The sequence below is a fragment of the Nocardia coubleae NBRC 108252 genome (assembly GCF_001612805.1).
Taxonomy (GTDB): Bacteria; Actinomycetota; Actinomycetes; order Mycobacteriales; family Mycobacteriaceae; genus Nocardia; species Nocardia coubleae.
Genome location: NZ_BDBD01000016.1, coordinates 147,510 through 161,664, shown reverse-complemented (window position 1 = coordinate 161,664; position 14,155 = coordinate 147,510). Strand labels below are relative to the sequence as shown.

14 protein-coding genes are annotated in these 14,155 nt (G+C 69.3%); 4 read left to right on the top strand and 10 right to left on the bottom strand.

Features of this window, described 5'->3' with window-relative positions:
• Window positions 1-8 precede the first annotated feature (8 nt).
• The 3 genes from NCO8_RS31385 to NCO8_RS16650 form a co-directional block, all read right to left on the bottom strand.
• Window positions 9-1,181 carry a hypothetical protein gene (locus tag NCO8_RS31385; RefSeq protein ID WP_157104945.1) on the bottom strand — a complete coding sequence of 391 codons (1,173 nt, stop codon included), beginning with the start codon at window positions 1,179-1,181 and terminating at the stop codon, window positions 9-11.
• A gap of 203 nt (window positions 1,182-1,384) precedes the next feature.
• Window positions 1,385-2,296: an SDR family oxidoreductase gene (locus tag NCO8_RS16655; RefSeq protein WP_067640677.1), complete on the bottom strand. Its 912-nt coding sequence runs from the start codon at window positions 2,294-2,296 to the stop codon at window positions 1,385-1,387.
• Between the two features lie 12 nt (window positions 2,297-2,308).
• Window positions 2,309-3,076: an SDR family oxidoreductase gene (locus NCO8_RS16650; protein WP_376739944.1), complete on the bottom strand. Its 768-nt coding sequence runs from the start codon at window positions 3,074-3,076 to the stop codon at window positions 2,309-2,311.
• A 72-nt stretch (window positions 3,077-3,148) separates the two neighbouring features.
• Here NCO8_RS16650 and NCO8_RS16645 point away from each other — a divergent pair, with 72 nt between their 5' ends.
• The 4 genes from NCO8_RS16645 to NCO8_RS16630 are packed head-to-tail and all read left to right on the top strand — an operon-like array spanning window position 3,149 to window position 6,646.
• A complete protein-coding gene (locus NCO8_RS16645) occupies window positions 3,149-3,913 on the top strand; it encodes an enoyl-CoA hydratase family protein (protein WP_067495505.1) in 765 nt (254 codons plus the stop codon).
• 8 nt (window positions 3,914-3,921) lie between these two features.
• On the top strand, window positions 3,922-4,800 hold the full coding sequence (locus tag NCO8_RS16640) for a CoA transferase subunit A (RefSeq protein ID WP_067640676.1): 879 nt from the start codon (window positions 3,922-3,924) through the stop codon (window positions 4,798-4,800).
• Window positions 4,797-5,564, top strand: a complete 768-nt coding sequence (locus NCO8_RS16635) for a CoA-transferase subunit beta (protein ID WP_067640674.1) — start codon at window positions 4,797-4,799, stop codon at window positions 5,562-5,564. The genes NCO8_RS16640 and NCO8_RS16635 overlap by 4 nt, the downstream gene beginning before the upstream one ends.
• Window positions 5,561-6,646, top strand: a complete 1,086-nt coding sequence (locus tag NCO8_RS16630; RefSeq protein WP_067640673.1) for an NAD(P)H-dependent flavin oxidoreductase — start codon at window positions 5,561-5,563, stop codon at window positions 6,644-6,646. The genes NCO8_RS16635 and NCO8_RS16630 overlap by 4 nt, the downstream gene beginning before the upstream one ends.
• A gap of 143 nt (window positions 6,647-6,789) precedes the next feature.
• Here NCO8_RS16630 and NCO8_RS16625 read toward each other — a convergent pair whose 3' ends face one another.
• The 7 genes from NCO8_RS16625 to NCO8_RS16595 all read right to left on the bottom strand — a co-directional run bounded on the left by NCO8_RS16625 (window position 6,790) and on the right by NCO8_RS16595 (window position 14,078).
• Window positions 6,790-7,251, bottom strand: coding sequence for a hypothetical protein (locus NCO8_RS16625; RefSeq protein ID WP_067640670.1), 462 nt, complete (start codon window positions 7,249-7,251; stop codon window positions 6,790-6,792).
• Between the two features lie 39 nt (window positions 7,252-7,290).
• A complete protein-coding gene (locus tag NCO8_RS16620; protein WP_067640666.1) occupies window positions 7,291-9,261 on the bottom strand; it encodes a molybdopterin-containing oxidoreductase family protein in 1,971 nt (656 codons plus the stop codon).
• A 77-nt stretch (window positions 9,262-9,338) separates the two neighbouring features.
• Complete coding sequence (locus NCO8_RS16615; protein WP_157104944.1) at window positions 9,339-10,031, bottom strand: Rv0361 family membrane protein; 693 nt, start codon at window positions 10,029-10,031, stop codon at window positions 9,339-9,341.
• A 211-nt stretch (window positions 10,032-10,242) separates the two neighbouring features.
• The gene (locus NCO8_RS16610) at window positions 10,243-11,403 is read right to left on the bottom strand and encodes an acetyl-CoA C-acetyltransferase (protein WP_067640847.1); all 1,161 of its coding nucleotides are present in this window, start codon (window positions 11,401-11,403) and stop codon (window positions 10,243-10,245) included.
• Between the two features lie 45 nt (window positions 11,404-11,448).
• Window positions 11,449-12,060: a TetR/AcrR family transcriptional regulator gene (locus NCO8_RS16605; RefSeq protein ID WP_084457240.1), complete on the bottom strand. Its 612-nt coding sequence runs from the start codon at window positions 12,058-12,060 to the stop codon at window positions 11,449-11,451.
• 45 nt (window positions 12,061-12,105) lie between these two features.
• The gene (locus tag NCO8_RS16600) at window positions 12,106-12,903 is read right to left on the bottom strand and encodes an SDR family oxidoreductase (protein WP_067640661.1); all 798 of its coding nucleotides are present in this window, start codon (window positions 12,901-12,903) and stop codon (window positions 12,106-12,108) included.
• Complete coding sequence (locus tag NCO8_RS16595; protein ID WP_067640659.1) at window positions 12,900-14,078, bottom strand: acyl-CoA dehydrogenase family protein; 1,179 nt, start codon at window positions 14,076-14,078, stop codon at window positions 12,900-12,902. Before NCO8_RS16595 ends, NCO8_RS16600 begins: the two co-directional genes overlap by 4 nt.
• Window positions 14,079-14,155 lie beyond the last annotated feature (77 nt).

Sequence of the window (14,155 nt, the reverse complement as noted above, 5' to 3'; positions counted from 1 at the left end):
AGATCCCCTCACGACCTCGGTCCGAAGAACTCGGCACGCGCCGCGTTCACCCGCGCCTGGGCGGCGGCGGCACCTTGGAAACTCACTGCGCCCGAGCCGGTTCCGGCCAGGGCGAGCGCTATCAGACCGCCGATCACCGACAGCAGTTCGGGTTCGGGCAGGCCGTTGTTGTCGCTGGTGGGCCGGACCTCGTGGTTGGGCTTGGCGGCCTGAGCGGGCGCGGCGGCGGCAGGCGGCGCGGGTGCGGCGGCCGGGGGCGGCGGCGCATCGGCCGGGGCCGGTGCTGCCACAGCCACATTCGGCGCGGCGACACCTGGAATCGACGGCATGCCGGGTGCGGGCGGGATCGCGATCGCGGGCAGCGCGGGCGACGGCGTCGGCGGGGTCTGCAGCAGGAGCAACAGCAGCAGCGGCGAGGCCGAACCGACAGCCGCCGAACCGACGGCGGCCGAGCCGGTCGCCGCCGAACCAGCGCCCGCGGAACCGACCGCGGCGGAGCCGACGGCAGCCGAGCCGACGGCAGCCGAGCCGGTACCGGCCAGCGCCGAGCCCGTCCCCGCCGCGGCCGAACCGACGGCGGCCGAACCGGTGCCGAGCACCGCGGCCGCACCGGCCGAACCGGTGCCGAGTACGGCGGCGGCACCGGCGGAACCGGTGCCGAGGATCGCGAAGGCGCCTGCCGAGCCCGTGCCGAGCACGGCGCCAAGGCCCGCAGAGCCGGTGCCGAGGAGCACGCCGAGGCCCGCCGAACCGGTGCCGAGCACCAGCCCGGCGGCGGCCGAGCCCGCGCCGAGGACGGCGGAGCCGGAGGCCGGACCGGCCACTTCCTTGGTCGGGAGTTCGGTGGTGTCCTGGCCGGGGATGCTCAGCGGGGTCCACTCGGTCTCTTCGGCCACTTCGGCACCGGTCTGTGGTGGATCGCCCTGATTCGCCGGTGCCGGGTCGTTGCCGCTGCCCGTACCCGGCAGGGTGAGTTCGATCGGCTTGCCGTTGCCCTGGGCGGGGTCCTCGGCCGGTTCACCGCCGCTACCCCCGATGCCGGTGCTCCCGCTGCCGGACGGTTGCGCGGCGGGCGTCGGCGGCTTTTCCGGCGCGGCGAATGCGGCGACGGGGCCCAATAGGGCACAGCCGGCCAAGACACTCGCAGCGGCAAGAACGCGCAACATGCGACCAACGGCCATGCGCCTGTCATCCCCTTTAAGTAATTCCGCGCAGCATTACCCCCGGTCGCGACACATTCCGGGATCGACGAACAGTAGCCCATAGTAAACCCACGCGCAGAACCCCGCAGGAGAGCGCAAGAGCCGTCCAGCCCCCTGGACGCCTATGACAAGGCAAAACCGCAGGCCCGGCGGCTTTGCTCAGAGTCCTCTTGCGAAGTTAGCTATGCACCGTAAACCGGCTCCGGTTCGGCACCCTTCTCGATCAGCTGAGCCACCACCGGACCGAGCTCGGCCGGATCCCAGCGCGCACCGCGATCGACCGCGATGCCGTGCCGCCAGCCCTCGGCCAGCGCGACCTTGCCGCCCTCCACCTCGAACATCCGCCCGGTCACCCCGGCGGACTCGCTGCTGCCGAGCCATACCACCAGCGGCGAGATGTTCGCCGGGTCCATGGCGTCGAAGCCGGCATCGGGGGCGGCCATGGTGTCGGCGAAGACCGTTTCGGTCATCCGGGTGCGGGCCGCGGGGGCGATGGCGTTGACGGTGACGCCGTAGCGCCCGAACTCCGCCGCGGCGGTGAGCGTGAGGCCCGCGATGCCCGCCTTGGCCGCGCCGTAGTTGCCCTGGCCGACGCTGCCCTGCAGGCCGGCGCCGGAGCTGGTGTTGATGACGCGGGCGTCGACCGCGCGCCCGGCCTTGGCCTCACCGCGCCAGTACTCGGCGGCATGACGCATGGTGGCGAAATGGCCCTTGAGGTGCACGCGGATCACCGCGTCCCACTCGTCCTCGCTCAGGTTCACCAGCATGCGGTCGCGCACGAAACCGGCGTTGTTGACCAGCACGTCGAGCCCACCGAAGGTATCGACAGCCTGGCGGACGAGCCGGCGCGCGCCTTCCCAGTCGGCCACGTCGTCGTAGTTGGCGACCGCCTGCCCACCCGCGGCGACGATCTCGTCGACGACCTGCTGCGCGGGCGTCTCCGAGGTGGGTGCGCCGTCGAGCGCGGTGCCCACGTCGTTGACGACGACGCGCGCACCTGCCGCGGCGAAGGCGAGCGCGTGCGCGCGCCCGATCCCGCGACCCGCACCCGTGACGATCACCGTGCGGTCGGCGCAGATCAACTGCTGGTCCATCGAAACTCCTAGTTATCCGTGGTTCGTATTCGCGGCATCGAGAAAGGCGGGCCGCTCCCCCGCGCCGTGCACCAGCAGGCCCGCGCCGCTGACGTAGGCGGCCAGCGGGGAGGCGAGGAAGAGGGCGGCATTGCCGACGTCGGCGGGGGCGGCGAGGCGGCCGAGCGGGATGGTCGCGCCGACGGCGGCGACACCGTCGGCGTCGCCGTAGTGCAGGTGGCTCAGTTCGGTTTCCACCGGTCCGACCACCACGGAATTGAGACGGACCTTCGGCGCCCATTCCACGGCGAGGGAGGTGGTGAGGTTGTCCAGTCCGGCCTTGGCCGCACCGTAGGCGGCGGTACCGGGCGAGGGCCGGTGCCCGCTGACGCTCGAGACCATCACGATCGAACCGCCCGAATCCTGTTTCTGCATCACGGCATTCGCCTGCTGCGCGATGACGAGGGGGGCGAGCAGATTCAGCTCGATGATCTTGGTGTGGAAGCGCGGGCTCGCCGCGTCGGCCAGGGCGAAGGGCGCCCCGCCCGCGTTGTTGACGACGTGGTCGAGCCGACCGTGCGCGGCGAGGATCTCGTCGAACATGGCAGCGACCGCGCTGTCGTCGCGGACATCGCAGGAGTAGTGCTCGGTGCCGTCGATCGGGGTGTCGGCGGGCCTGCGCGCGCAGGTGAGCACTGTCGCGCCCGCCGCGAGGAAGGCGCGGGTGATGCCCGCGCCCACGCCGCGCACTCCGCCGGTCACCAGAACGATCTGGCCGGAAAGGTCGATTTCTATCGCCACCGTGTTAACCTACCAAGCAATTGCTTGCTTTGTCTCGGGTTCGCCCGGGCACGCACCGATAGGACAGTTGCCATGGGAATCGACCGGCATACCGAAACCGAGGGGGTGGAGGTCGTCACGGTCGACTATCCGCCGGTCAACGCGCTGCCGTCGGACGGCTGGTTCGCGCTCGCCGACGCCGTGCGCGCCGCCGGACGCGACCCCGGCACCCGCGTGGTCGTACTGCGCGCGGAGGGTCGCGGCTTCAACGCGGGCGTCGACATCAAGGAGATGAACGCCGACGCCGGCCACACCGCCCTGATCCGCGCGAATCACGGATGTTTCGACGCCTTCGCCGCCGTGTACGACTGCGAGGTTCCGGTGGTCACCGCCGTCAACGGGTTCTGCCTCGGCGGCGGGATCGGCCTGGTCGGCAACTCCGACGTCATCGTGGCCTCCGACGACGCCACCTTCGGCCTGCCCGAGGTGGACCGAGGTGCGCTCGGCGCCGCGACCCACCTGTCGCGACTGGTCCCCCAGCACTTGATGCGGACCATGTTCTACACCGCGGGCAAGCTCACCGCCCAGCAGCTGCACCACTACGGGTCGGTGTACAAGGTGGTGCCGCGCGCCGAACTCGACGCCGCGGCCATGGAGGTCGCGAAGAACATCGCGAACAAGGACGGCCGGGTGATCCGCGCCGCGAAGCGGGCGCTCAACGGCATCGACGTGCAGGACGTGCACCGCTCCTATCGCTACGAGCAGGGCTTCACGATGGAGCTCAACCTGGCCGGGGTGGCCGACGAGATCAGAGCGCGTTTCGACGACGACCTCGCCGCGCAGAAAAAGGGGAAGTAGGAAAAGCTATGCGCGACAAGAGAATGACCCTCGACGAGGTGGTCGGCGAGCTGCGCAGCGGCATGACGATCGGCCTCGGCGGTTGGGGATCCCGGCGTAAGCCGATGGCGCTGGTGCGTGCGCTGCTTCGCTCGGATGTCACCGACCTGACCGTGGTGACCTACGGCGGGCCGGACCTCGGCCTGCTGTGTTCGGCGGGCAAGGTGCGCAAGGCCTACTACGGCTTCGTCTCCCTCGACTCGGCACCGTTCTACGACCCGTGGTTCGCCAAGGCGCGCACCGAGGGCGCGATCACGGTGCGCGAGATGGACGAGGGCATGGTGAAGTGCGGGTTGCAGGCCGCCGCCGCCCGGTTGCCGTTCCTGCCGATCCGGGCCGGGCTCGGTTCGGCGGTGCCGGAGTTCTGGGAGGGCGAGCTGAAGACCGTCGTCTCGCCGTATCCGCACGCCGACGGCCGGACCGAAACGTTGATCGCCATGCCCGCACTGAATCTCGATGCGGCGTTCGTGCATCTGGACCTGGGCGACAAGCACGGCAATGCCGCCTACACCGGTGTCGATCCGTACTTCGACGACCTCTACTGCCTGGCGGCCGAGCGACGCTACGTCTCGGTGGACCGCCTCGTCGACACCGACGAACTGGTGAAAGCCGTTCCGTCGCAGGCGCTGATCCTCAACCGGATGATGGTCGACGGCGTCGTCGAGTCACCCGGTGGCGCGCACTTCACCTTCTCGGGCAGCTACGGACGCGACGAGAAGTTCCAGAAGCACTATGTGGCGGCCGCGCAGTCGCCGGAGTCGTGGGCCGAGTTCAGGGCGCGCTATCTCGACGTGAACGAAGACGAATACCAGTCCGCCGTCAAGGCTTTCGCGGAGGAGCAGCGATGAACGCAGTACCGGCGACCGCCCAGATCACGCGCGCGGAGGTGTGCGTCGTCGCGGCGGCGGAGATCTTCCGTGGCGCGGGCGAGATCATGGCCAGCCCGATGTCGACGATCACCACCATCGGCGCGCGACTGGCCAGGCTCACCTTCGAACCCGACCTGCTGCTGTCCGACGGTGAGGCACTGTTCTTCGCCGAGGTGCCGGCGATCGGCGCGAAAGCACCGGTGGAGGGTTGGATTCCGTTCTCCAAGGTGTTCGACGTGGTGGCCTCGGGCAGGCGGCACGTGGTGATGGGCGCCAATCAGCTCGACCGCTTCGGCAACCAGAACCTCTCGGCGTTCGGGCCGTTGCAGCAGCCGCGCAGGCAGATGTTCGGTGTGCGCGGGGCGCCCGGCAATACGATCAACCACGCCACCAGCTACTTCGTGCCCAAGCACAACACGCGGGTGTTCTGCGAGCAGGTCGATATCGTGAGCGGCGTCGGCTACGACAAGATCGATCCGGCCAACCCCGCCTTCCGCTTCCATCACCTGCACCGTGTTGTCTCCAACCTGGGCGTCTTCGATTTCGGCGGCCCCGAGCACACGATGCGCGCGCTGTCGCTGCATCCGGGTGTGACGGCCGAGGAGGTCGCCGAGAACACCTCCTTCGAGATCGCCGGGCTGGCCGACGCGGGCGAAACCCGGCTGCCCACCGAGGAGGAGCTGCGACTCATCCGGACCGTGCTCGACCCCAAGGGATTCCGCGAGAAGGAAGTGGCCGCATGAGCGCCCGCCTGCGTACCCCGCTGACCGAGCTGGTCGGCATCGAGCATCCCGTCGTGCAGACGGGGATGGGCTGGGTGGCCGGGCCGCGGCTGGTCGCCGCGACCGCGAACGCGGGCGGGCTCGGCATCCTCGCTTCGGCGACGATGACCTTCGAGGAGCTGGAAGCGGCTGTCGCCAAGACGAAGTCGCTCACCGACAAGCCGTTCGGTGTGAACATCCGCGCCGACGCCACCGACGCGCCCGAGCGCATCGAACTGCTCATCCGTGAGCAGGTGCGGGTCGCCTCGTTCGCGCTGGCTCCGAAGAAGGAACTGATCGCCCGGCTCAAAGACGCGGGCGTGGTGGTGGTTCCGTCGATCGGTGCCGCCAAGCACGCGGTGAAGGTGGCCTCCTGGGGTGCGGACGCGGTGATCGTGCAGGGCGGTGAGGGCGGCGGGCACACCGGACCGGTGGCCACCACGCTGCTGCTGCCCTCGGTGCTCGACGCCGTCGACATCCCGGTCGTCGCGGCGGGCGGCTTCTTCGACGGGCGCGGCCTCGCGGCGGCACTGTCCTACGGTGCCGCCGGAGTGGCCATGGGGACCCGGTTCCTGCTCACCCAGGAGAGCACCGTCCCCGACGCCGTGAAGCAGGAGTACCTGGCGCGCGGACTGGGCGACACCGTGGTTTCGGTGAAGGTCGACGGCATGCCGCACCGCATGCTCAACACCGAACTCGTGGAGCGCCTGGAACATTCGGGCGGCTGGCGCGGACTGTCGGCCGCCGTCGGCAACGCCGCCAAGTTCAAGAGCATGACCGGGATGAAGTGGTCGACGCTGATGCGCGACGGTCTCGCCATGCGGAAGACCAAGGACCTCAGCTGGTCGCAGGTCGTGATGGCCGCGAACTCGGCGATGCTGACCAAGGCCGGTCTCGTCGAGGGCCGTACCGATGCGGGTGTGCTGCCCGCCGGCCAGGTCACCGGAATCATCGACAGCCTGCCGACGGTGGCCGAGCTGATCGACGGCATCGTCACCGACGCGCTCACGCGCATCGCGGCCGTCGGCACGCTGGTCGACACACCGGTCACCGAGCAGAGCTGACCAAGACCCATCCCAGCGAGCCCCCCACAGCGGTGCGCCGGGATGCCGCCCGACGGGTCTGAGCCTCCCGTCGAAAGGGCGAACAGGACACCGAACCGGATGCGGTACTCACAAGGCGCGCATCCGGTTCGGTGTTCTCCCACTCAGAATTCGGAGACCGCGAACTCCCCGGTGCTCGGCAGATGCGCCAGTGGTGTGGTGCGGATGGTCGCCTCGATCCGCCCGGCGCCCGTCGCGAGTGTGAGGCCGACCTCGGGGCCCGGCTGCCCGCTCGGACCGCCTGCCACGACAGTCGCCGCCGAACCGCCCGCACCGGTGTCGAGATTGCGCCACTCGACCGTCGTCGTCACCGTGCAGCCGCTCTGATGTGAACCGGGTGTCGCGCTCCAGAACGTGCCGCGCAGCCGCATTTCCGCCTCACCGGACCTGGTGATGCCCTGGCCGGACAGTGCCGTCGCGTCGATCTGACCAGCGCAGGTCCAGCCGGTGGCGAGGGTGTAGGTGGGTTTGAACGGGGTCATTGCCGAGGCGGGGGTCGTCGCGCCGAGGAGGAGTCCTGCGGTTGCCGCCGCGACGAGCGTCGCGCGGCCGGTGTACTTCCACATCACTGCGTGCCTTTCGTCGGTGATCGCGTGCGGTTCGTATCAGCGGGGTACCACCTCCACCCGGTTGTCGTGGAAGACCGCGCCGCCACCGAAGTCGGCGTCGCGTTCGGCGATCGTGGCGTTGACGGTCGCGCCGCCGGAATCCTTGGCCCAGCGTCCCTTCGTGGTACCCGCTACGCCGGGTCTGACACGGTCGGATACCTCGGCGATCGCCTCGAAGGAACCGCGAGCGTTGACGACCGACACCGGGGCGCCGTCGGCGATTCCGCGCGCGGCGGCATCATCGGGATGGAGCGTGATGCGGGTTTCGCCTGCGCGGCGGCGCAATTCGGGGTTGGCGCCGAAGGTGGTGTTCAGGAAGTAGTGCGAGGCGGCGGAAATCAGCACGAGTCCGTCGCCGGGGTCGGCGGGTGGGGTGTAGGTCGGTAGCGGGTCGTGACCTGCGAATTGCGCTCGTGGAGAGACGAACTGGAGTTTTCCCGCGGGGACGGGTCCCGGCTGCACCTTCAAGAAGCCGTCGGCGCGCAACCGGTCCAGATCGTGGCCCTTCAGCAGCTGACGGGCCAGTTCCTCGTCCGATTCGTACAGCGCCGGTTCGGTGAGTCCGAGGCGACGGGACAGTCGGCGGAAAGTCTCTGTGGTGGAAAGGCATTCGCCCGGCGGCTCGACGGCGGGCTCGTTCCACACCAGGTACAGGTGGCCGTAGCCCGCGATCACGTCGAGGTGCTCGGGTTGCATGGTCGCGGGGAGCACGATGTCGGCGTAATCGACCGTGTCGGTGGCGAAATGCTCCAGCACCACGGTGAACAGGTCTTCGCGTGACAGGCCTTCGATCACCCGGCGCTGATCCGGATTGGAACCGACCGGATTCGCGCCGATCACGAACAGCGCCTGCACCGGCGGGTCGTCGACGTCGAGCAAGGCCTCACCGAGCCTGGTCATCGACAGGGTGCGCACCGGGTGCGGGAGCAGATCGTCGCGGACCAGGGCTGGCAGGTCGAGTTCGAAGTGCCCGCTCGTCGAATAGTGCAGGCCGCCTCCGGGAATCGCCCAGTCACCGGTGACGCCGGGCAGGCAGCCGAGCACCCGCAGCGCCATCCCGCCACCGGCGTGGCGCTGCATGCCCTGGGAGGCGCGGATCGCGGTCGGCCTGGTACCCGCGATCCGTTCACCGAGCGCGACGATCTGTTCGCACTCGAGGCCGGTGATCGCGGCCACCCGCTCCGGGGTGAACTCCATGATGCGCTCACGGAATTCGGGCCAGCCCTCGGTGTGCTCGGCGATGAACTCCGTGTCCTCGGCACCCAGCGAGACCACCACGTGCAGCAGGCCGAGCGCCAGGGCGGCATCGGTGCCGGGCAGGGGTGCGAGGTGTTCGTCGCAGCGTTCGGCGGTCTTGGTGCGCACCGGGTCGATCGCGACCAGGTAGGCGCCGCTGTCCTGCACGAACTTCCACAGGTGATGACCGGAGGTGAGCGGGTTGGTGCCCCACAGCAGGATCAGCTTCGATTTCGCGAAGTCCTCCGGGTCCATGCCGCCGGAGGTGCCGAGGGTGTAGCTCAGCCCCGCGCTGCCCGCGACCGAGCAGATGGTCGCCGCATGGTGGGAGGCGCCGAGCACGTTGAACATGCGGCGGCCGGGATACCCCTCGAGGCCCTGAAGGTAGCCGAGGCTGCCGGTGCCGTGGAACGGCCAGATCGCCTCGGCTCCGTATTCGTCGATGATGCCGGTGAGCCGGGTGGCGATCTCGTCGAGCGCCTCGTCCCAGCTGATCCGCTCGAACCGCCCGGAACCCTTGGGACCCGTCCGGCGCAACGGATACCTGAGCCGGTTCGGCGCGCCGACCTGCTCCAGGTAACGGTTCACCTTCACGCACAGCGCACCGCGCGTGACCGGGTGTTCCTTGTTGCCGCGCAGGCCGGTCGCGACGCCGTCCTCGACCGTCACCACCCACGAGCAGGCATCAGGACAGTCGAGTGGGCACGCGCCGAGCACCTTCACCGCTCCCATCGTAGGCCCGGTGCCCGACGCCCTCGGAGCAGGAGAGGCGGCGACCGGGTCGGTCCGATGGGACCGACCCGCCGCATTCACTCCGTTTCGATGGTCGGGTTGAGGATTCCGCACACCCGCCAGCCGCCGTCCTCCTCGACCAGCTTGTAGGTCGCGGTCGAAGTCGTGCTCTGGCCGAGAATGGTCATGCTCATCGCCGTGGTGAACGTCCCGGACTTGCTGCCGGAGGCGACATCCACGCTCTTCAGCGTCGTCGTGACGCTCGGTGCACCGCCGCCCGACGGTGCCTTGGTCGGCGTGGCCTGGTTCTCGTACTTAGCGATCTCGTCACGATCGGAGGCGCACACCAGGTCTTCGAGTTCGCCCTCCTTGTCGACCCAGGCCTGCGCCGCCGCGCGCGGGGTGTCGTAACCGCCACCGCCGAGAGGACCGCCACCACCGGCGAACATGTAGATCGCGCCGACCGCGATCGCGACCAGTACGACCAGACCGCCGAGGATGAGAACGATCTTGCCGCCGCCGCCCGACCGGCGCGGCGGCTGCCCGTAACCACCGGGCGCGCCGTACGGCTGTCCCTGCGGGTACGGCTGCCCCTGCGAGTAGGGCTGTCCCTGCGGGTAAGGCTGACTCTGTGGGTAGGGCTGTCCCTGCATCGGCTGACCTTGCGGGTAGGGCTGACCCGGCATCGGCTGGCCCGGATACGGCTGACCAGGCTGCATCGGCTGACCTGGCCGACCTTGATACGGGTTGGGCGGTTGTGGGTAACCCATTCGAAATTCCTGTTCCCTGTTTCCACGAGCAGTACCTGACCGGCACCGCTTCAGCACATGGCTTACCCACTGCGCCAACGTGTTATCGCGGTGGCGCCGGGAGAGCAACCGTTCAGTCTCGACGACCGGCCCATCACCCGCAAGTCCGCCGACGCACGACGGCCCGGTACCGGAGTGTCCGGTACCGGGCCGTCGTCGGCGTCGCGGCGAATTACTCGCCCGCGCCGAGCCGTTCGATGATGGTGACGTTCGCGGTGCCGCCGCCCTCACAGATGGTGAGCAGACCGTAGCGGCCGTTCACCCGCTCGAGCTCGTGCAGCAGGGTGGCGAACAGCTTCGCGCCGGTCGCGCCGAGCGGATGACCGAGGGCGATGGCACCGCCGTTGACATTGACCTTCGCCGGATCGGCGCCGATCTCCTTGATCCAGGCCAGCACCACCGGCGCGAACGCCTCGTTGATCTCGATGACATCGATGTCGTCGATGGTGAGCCCGGTCTTCGCCAGCGCCCACTGAGTGGCCGGAATGGGCGCGCTGAGCATGAAGATCGGGTCGGCGCCGCGCGCGCTGACGTGATGGATGCGCGCCCGCGGGGTGAGCCCGTACTCCTCGACGGCCCACTCCGAGGCGAGCAACGTCGCGCTCGCACCGTCGGAGATCTGGCTGGCCACGGCGGCGGTGAGCGGGCTGCCCTCGCTCAGCGGTTGCAGCGTGGCCATCTTCTCGAGGCTGGTCTCGCGCGGGCCCTGGTCGACGGCGAAGTCACCGACCGGCACGATCTCGGCCTCGAAGCGGCCCTCGGCGATGGCCGCCCGCGCCCGCTGATGGCTGCGCAGCGCCCACTGCTCCATGTCCTCGCGGCTGATGCCCCACTTCTCGGCGATCAGCTCGGCGCCACGGAACTGCGAGACCTCGCCGGTGCCGTAGCGCTGATCCCAGCCGGTGGCGCCGACGAAGGGCGAGTCGAATCCGTACTCCTTGCCCGCGAGCATGGCCGCCGAGATCGGGATCGCGCTCATGTTCTGCACACCGCCCGCGACGATCACCTCGGCGGTGCCGCTCATGATCGCCTGGGCGCCGAAATTGATGGCCTGCTGACTGGAACCGCACTGCCGGTCGACGGTGACACCGGGAACCTCCTCCGGGAAACCCGCGGTCAGCCACATCGTGCGACCGATATTGCCTGCCTGCGGGCCGATGTTGTCGACACAGCCGACGATCACGTCGTCGACGACAGCCGGGTCGATACCGGTGCGCTCGACGAGTCCGCGCAGTGCGGCGGCGCCGAGGTCGGCCGGGTGCACACCGGCCAGCGCGCCGCCACGCTTGCCGACAGCGGTCCGCACCGCATCGATCACATAGGCCTCCCGCAACGGGGTGTAGGGGCGGCGCTCGGCGGGTGCGGTCATGGGGTACTCCTAAGGCGCGTCGCTCGCGGGCACGGTGAGCCCGTCGAGCACGATGGTCAGATATTGCGAGGCAAGGTTTTTCACGGTGATGGGGCCGCCGGGGGTGTACCAGCGGACCGCGACCCACACGGTGTCGCGCAGGAAGCGGAAGGCCAGTTCCACATCGAGTTCGGGCCGGAAGCTGCCGTCGGCGACACCGGCGGCGAGCACCCGGTGCCACAGGTCGCGGAACTCGGTGTTGAAGTCACGGATGTAGCCGAAACGCTCCACGTCACGCAGGTTCTTGGCCTCGGCCTGGTAGATCGCGACGGCGGCGTGATGACGGTCGAACGCCTGGTAGGAGGCGAGGACCAGGGCCTCGAGGGTCGCCCGCGAGCTGAGCCCGGCGGCCGCGATCTCGCGATAGCGGCCGAACAGGTCGTCGAGGAAGCCGCGCAGGATCTCGTCGACCATCGATTCCTTGGAATCGAAATGGTGGTAGAGACTGCCCGAGAGAATGCCTGCCGAATCGGCGATATCGCGCACCGTGGTGGCGCGCAGGCCGCGCTCGGCGAACAGGTCGGCGGCGAGGGCGAGCAGTTCGTCGCGGCGGGTGCGTTTCGCGGTGTCGGGTGCGGTCACCCTAGACATCGTACAACCAAGCACTTGCTTGGCACGCTGCTGCCGTCATGCGCGCTGACTACTCACGGAAACCACCTCACCGGTCAGGTACGAGGTGTAGTCGCTGGCCAGCATGGCGATCGTCGCCGCGACCTCCCAGGGCTCGGCCGCGCGCCCGAAAGCCTCACGCTCACTGAGGTTGTCGAGCAGTTCGGATGAGCTGACCTTGTCCAGGAACGGATGCCGCGCGATGCTCGGCGCGACGGCATTGATGCGCACCCCGAACTCGGCGGCCTCGATCGCGCTGCACCTGGTCAGCGCCATCACCCCCGCCTTGGCCGCGGCGTAGTGCGCCTGGCCGTGCTGGGCTCGCCAGCCGAGCACGCTGGCGTTGTTGACGATCACCCCGCCGTGACCCGCGTCGCGGAAGTAGCCGAGCGCCGCGCGCGTGCAGCGGAAGGTGCCGGTGAGGGTGATGTCGAGGACCTGGTCCCACTGCTCGTCGGTCATGTCGACCACGGGGGTCTCGCCGCCGAGGCCGGCATTGTTGATCATGATGTCGATGCGACCGAGTTCGGCGGCAGCGTGGGTGAGCAGCTGATTCACCTGGGCGGTGTCGCGCACATCGCACACCACGGCACCGACGGTGCGCTCCGGGAATTCCTTGGCGAGCAGTTCGGCGGTTTCACCCAATCTCCGCTCGTGCCAATCGGATACCACCACATCGGCACCCTCGGACAGGAGCCTGCGGGCGGTGGCCGAGCCGATGCCGGTACCGGCGGCGGCGGTGACGACGCCCTTGCGGCCGGTGAGCAGACCGTGGCCGGGGATGGGCGCGGGCGGGGTGGCGAGCGGGCCGGTCACGGTCGGGCCTCGCGCGGCAGACCGAGCACCCGCTCGGCGATGATGTTGCGCTGCACTTCGTTCGAACCTCCGTAGATGGTGTCGGCGCGGCTGAACAGGTACAGCCGCTGCCAGGCGGTCATGTCGTCGTCGGGGATCACCAGACCGGCGGCACCCTGCACCGCCATGGCGAGCTCGCCGAGATCGCGATGCCAGTTGGCCCACAACAACTTCGACACCGACGCCCCGCCCGCGTCGTTCTCGTCGCTCATGGTGCGCAGCGCGTGGGCGCGCAGCACCCGCAGGCCCACCCAGGCGCGGTCGAAACGCGCGGCGATCAGCGGGTCGTCGGCGGCGCCGGTGCGGCGGGCGAGGTCTTCGATGTCGGTGAGTTCGCGGGCGAAGCGGATCTGCTGGCCGAGAGTGGAGATGCCACGCTCGAAGGTCAAGGTGCCCATGGCGATTCGCCAGCCGTCCCCGGGCGCACCGACGACCAGGTCCGCGTCGGTGCGGGCGTCGTCGAAGTACACCTCGTTGAATTCCGAAGTGCCGGTGAGCTGCTGGATCGGGCGAACGGTTATGCCCGGCTGGTTCATCGGGACGAGCAGGTAGGACAGGCCGTGATGACGGGTGGACCCGCGTTCGGTGCGGGCGATCACGAAGCACCAGTCGGCCACATGGGCCAGCGAGGTCCAGATCTTCTGGCCGTTGATCACCCACTGGTCGCCGTCGAGGCGGGCGGTCGTCGACACGGCCGCCAGGTCGGAACCCGCGCCCGGCTCGGAGTAGCCCTGACACCACAGCTCGCCGACCGAACGGACGCCGGGCAGGAAGCGCTTCTTCTGCTCCTCGGTGCCGAAGGCGAGCACGGTCGGCCCGAGCAGTTCCTCACCCACGTGCGAGACCCGCGCGGGCGCGTCGGCCTTGGCGTACTCCTCGTGGAAGATCACCTGTCTGGCGACGCTCTCGTCGCGGCCGCCGTACTCCACCGGCCAGCCGAGGCACGTCCAGCCGGCGGCGGCGAGATGACGATCCCAGGCCAGCCGTCGCTCGAAGTGCTCGTGTTCTCGGCCCGGCCCGCCGGTACCGCGCAGGTCGGCGAACTCGCCCGCGAGGTTTTCGGCAAGCCACTCCCGGATCTCCGCGCGGAACTCCGCGTCGGAGGTAACTGAATCTGCGGTCTGGATCACGCCCACCACGGTAGAGTAACCTACCAAGCACTTGCTTTGTTAGCTGCTTCGTAAAGATCAGCGAACCGCACAACGGTGAGGAC

What these genes read in the sequence shown, in the direction of transcription:
- NCO8_RS16635 (WP_067640674.1), top strand. Translation starts at nt 4,797, where the DNA reads ATGAACGCAGTACCGGCGACCGCCCAGATCACGCGCGCGGAGGTGTGC.
- NCO8_RS16645 (WP_067495505.1), top strand. Translation starts at nt 3,149, where the DNA reads ATGGGAATCGACCGGCATACCGAAACCGAGGGGGTGGAGGTCGTCACG.
- NCO8_RS16655 (WP_067640677.1), bottom strand. Translation starts at nt 2,296, where the DNA reads ATGGACCAGCAGTTGATCTGCGCCGACCGCACGGTGATCGTCACGGGT.
- NCO8_RS16615 (WP_157104944.1), bottom strand. Translation starts at nt 10,031, where the DNA reads ATGGGTTACCCACAACCGCCCAACCCGTATCAAGGTCGGCCAGGTCAG.
- NCO8_RS16630 (WP_067640673.1), top strand. Translation starts at nt 5,561, where the DNA reads ATGAGCGCCCGCCTGCGTACCCCGCTGACCGAGCTGGTCGGCATCGAG.
- NCO8_RS31385 (WP_157104945.1), bottom strand. Translation starts at nt 1,181, where the DNA reads ATGGCCGTTGGTCGCATGTTGCGCGTTCTTGCCGCTGCGAGTGTCTTG.
- NCO8_RS16640 (WP_067640676.1), top strand. Translation starts at nt 3,922, where the DNA reads ATGCGCGACAAGAGAATGACCCTCGACGAGGTGGTCGGCGAGCTGCGC.
- NCO8_RS16620 (WP_067640666.1), bottom strand. Translation starts at nt 9,261, where the DNA reads ATGGGAGCGGTGAAGGTGCTCGGCGCGTGCCCACTCGACTGTCCTGAT.
- NCO8_RS16625 (WP_067640670.1), bottom strand. Translation starts at nt 7,251, where the DNA reads ATGTGGAAGTACACCGGCCGCGCGACGCTCGTCGCGGCGGCAACCGCA.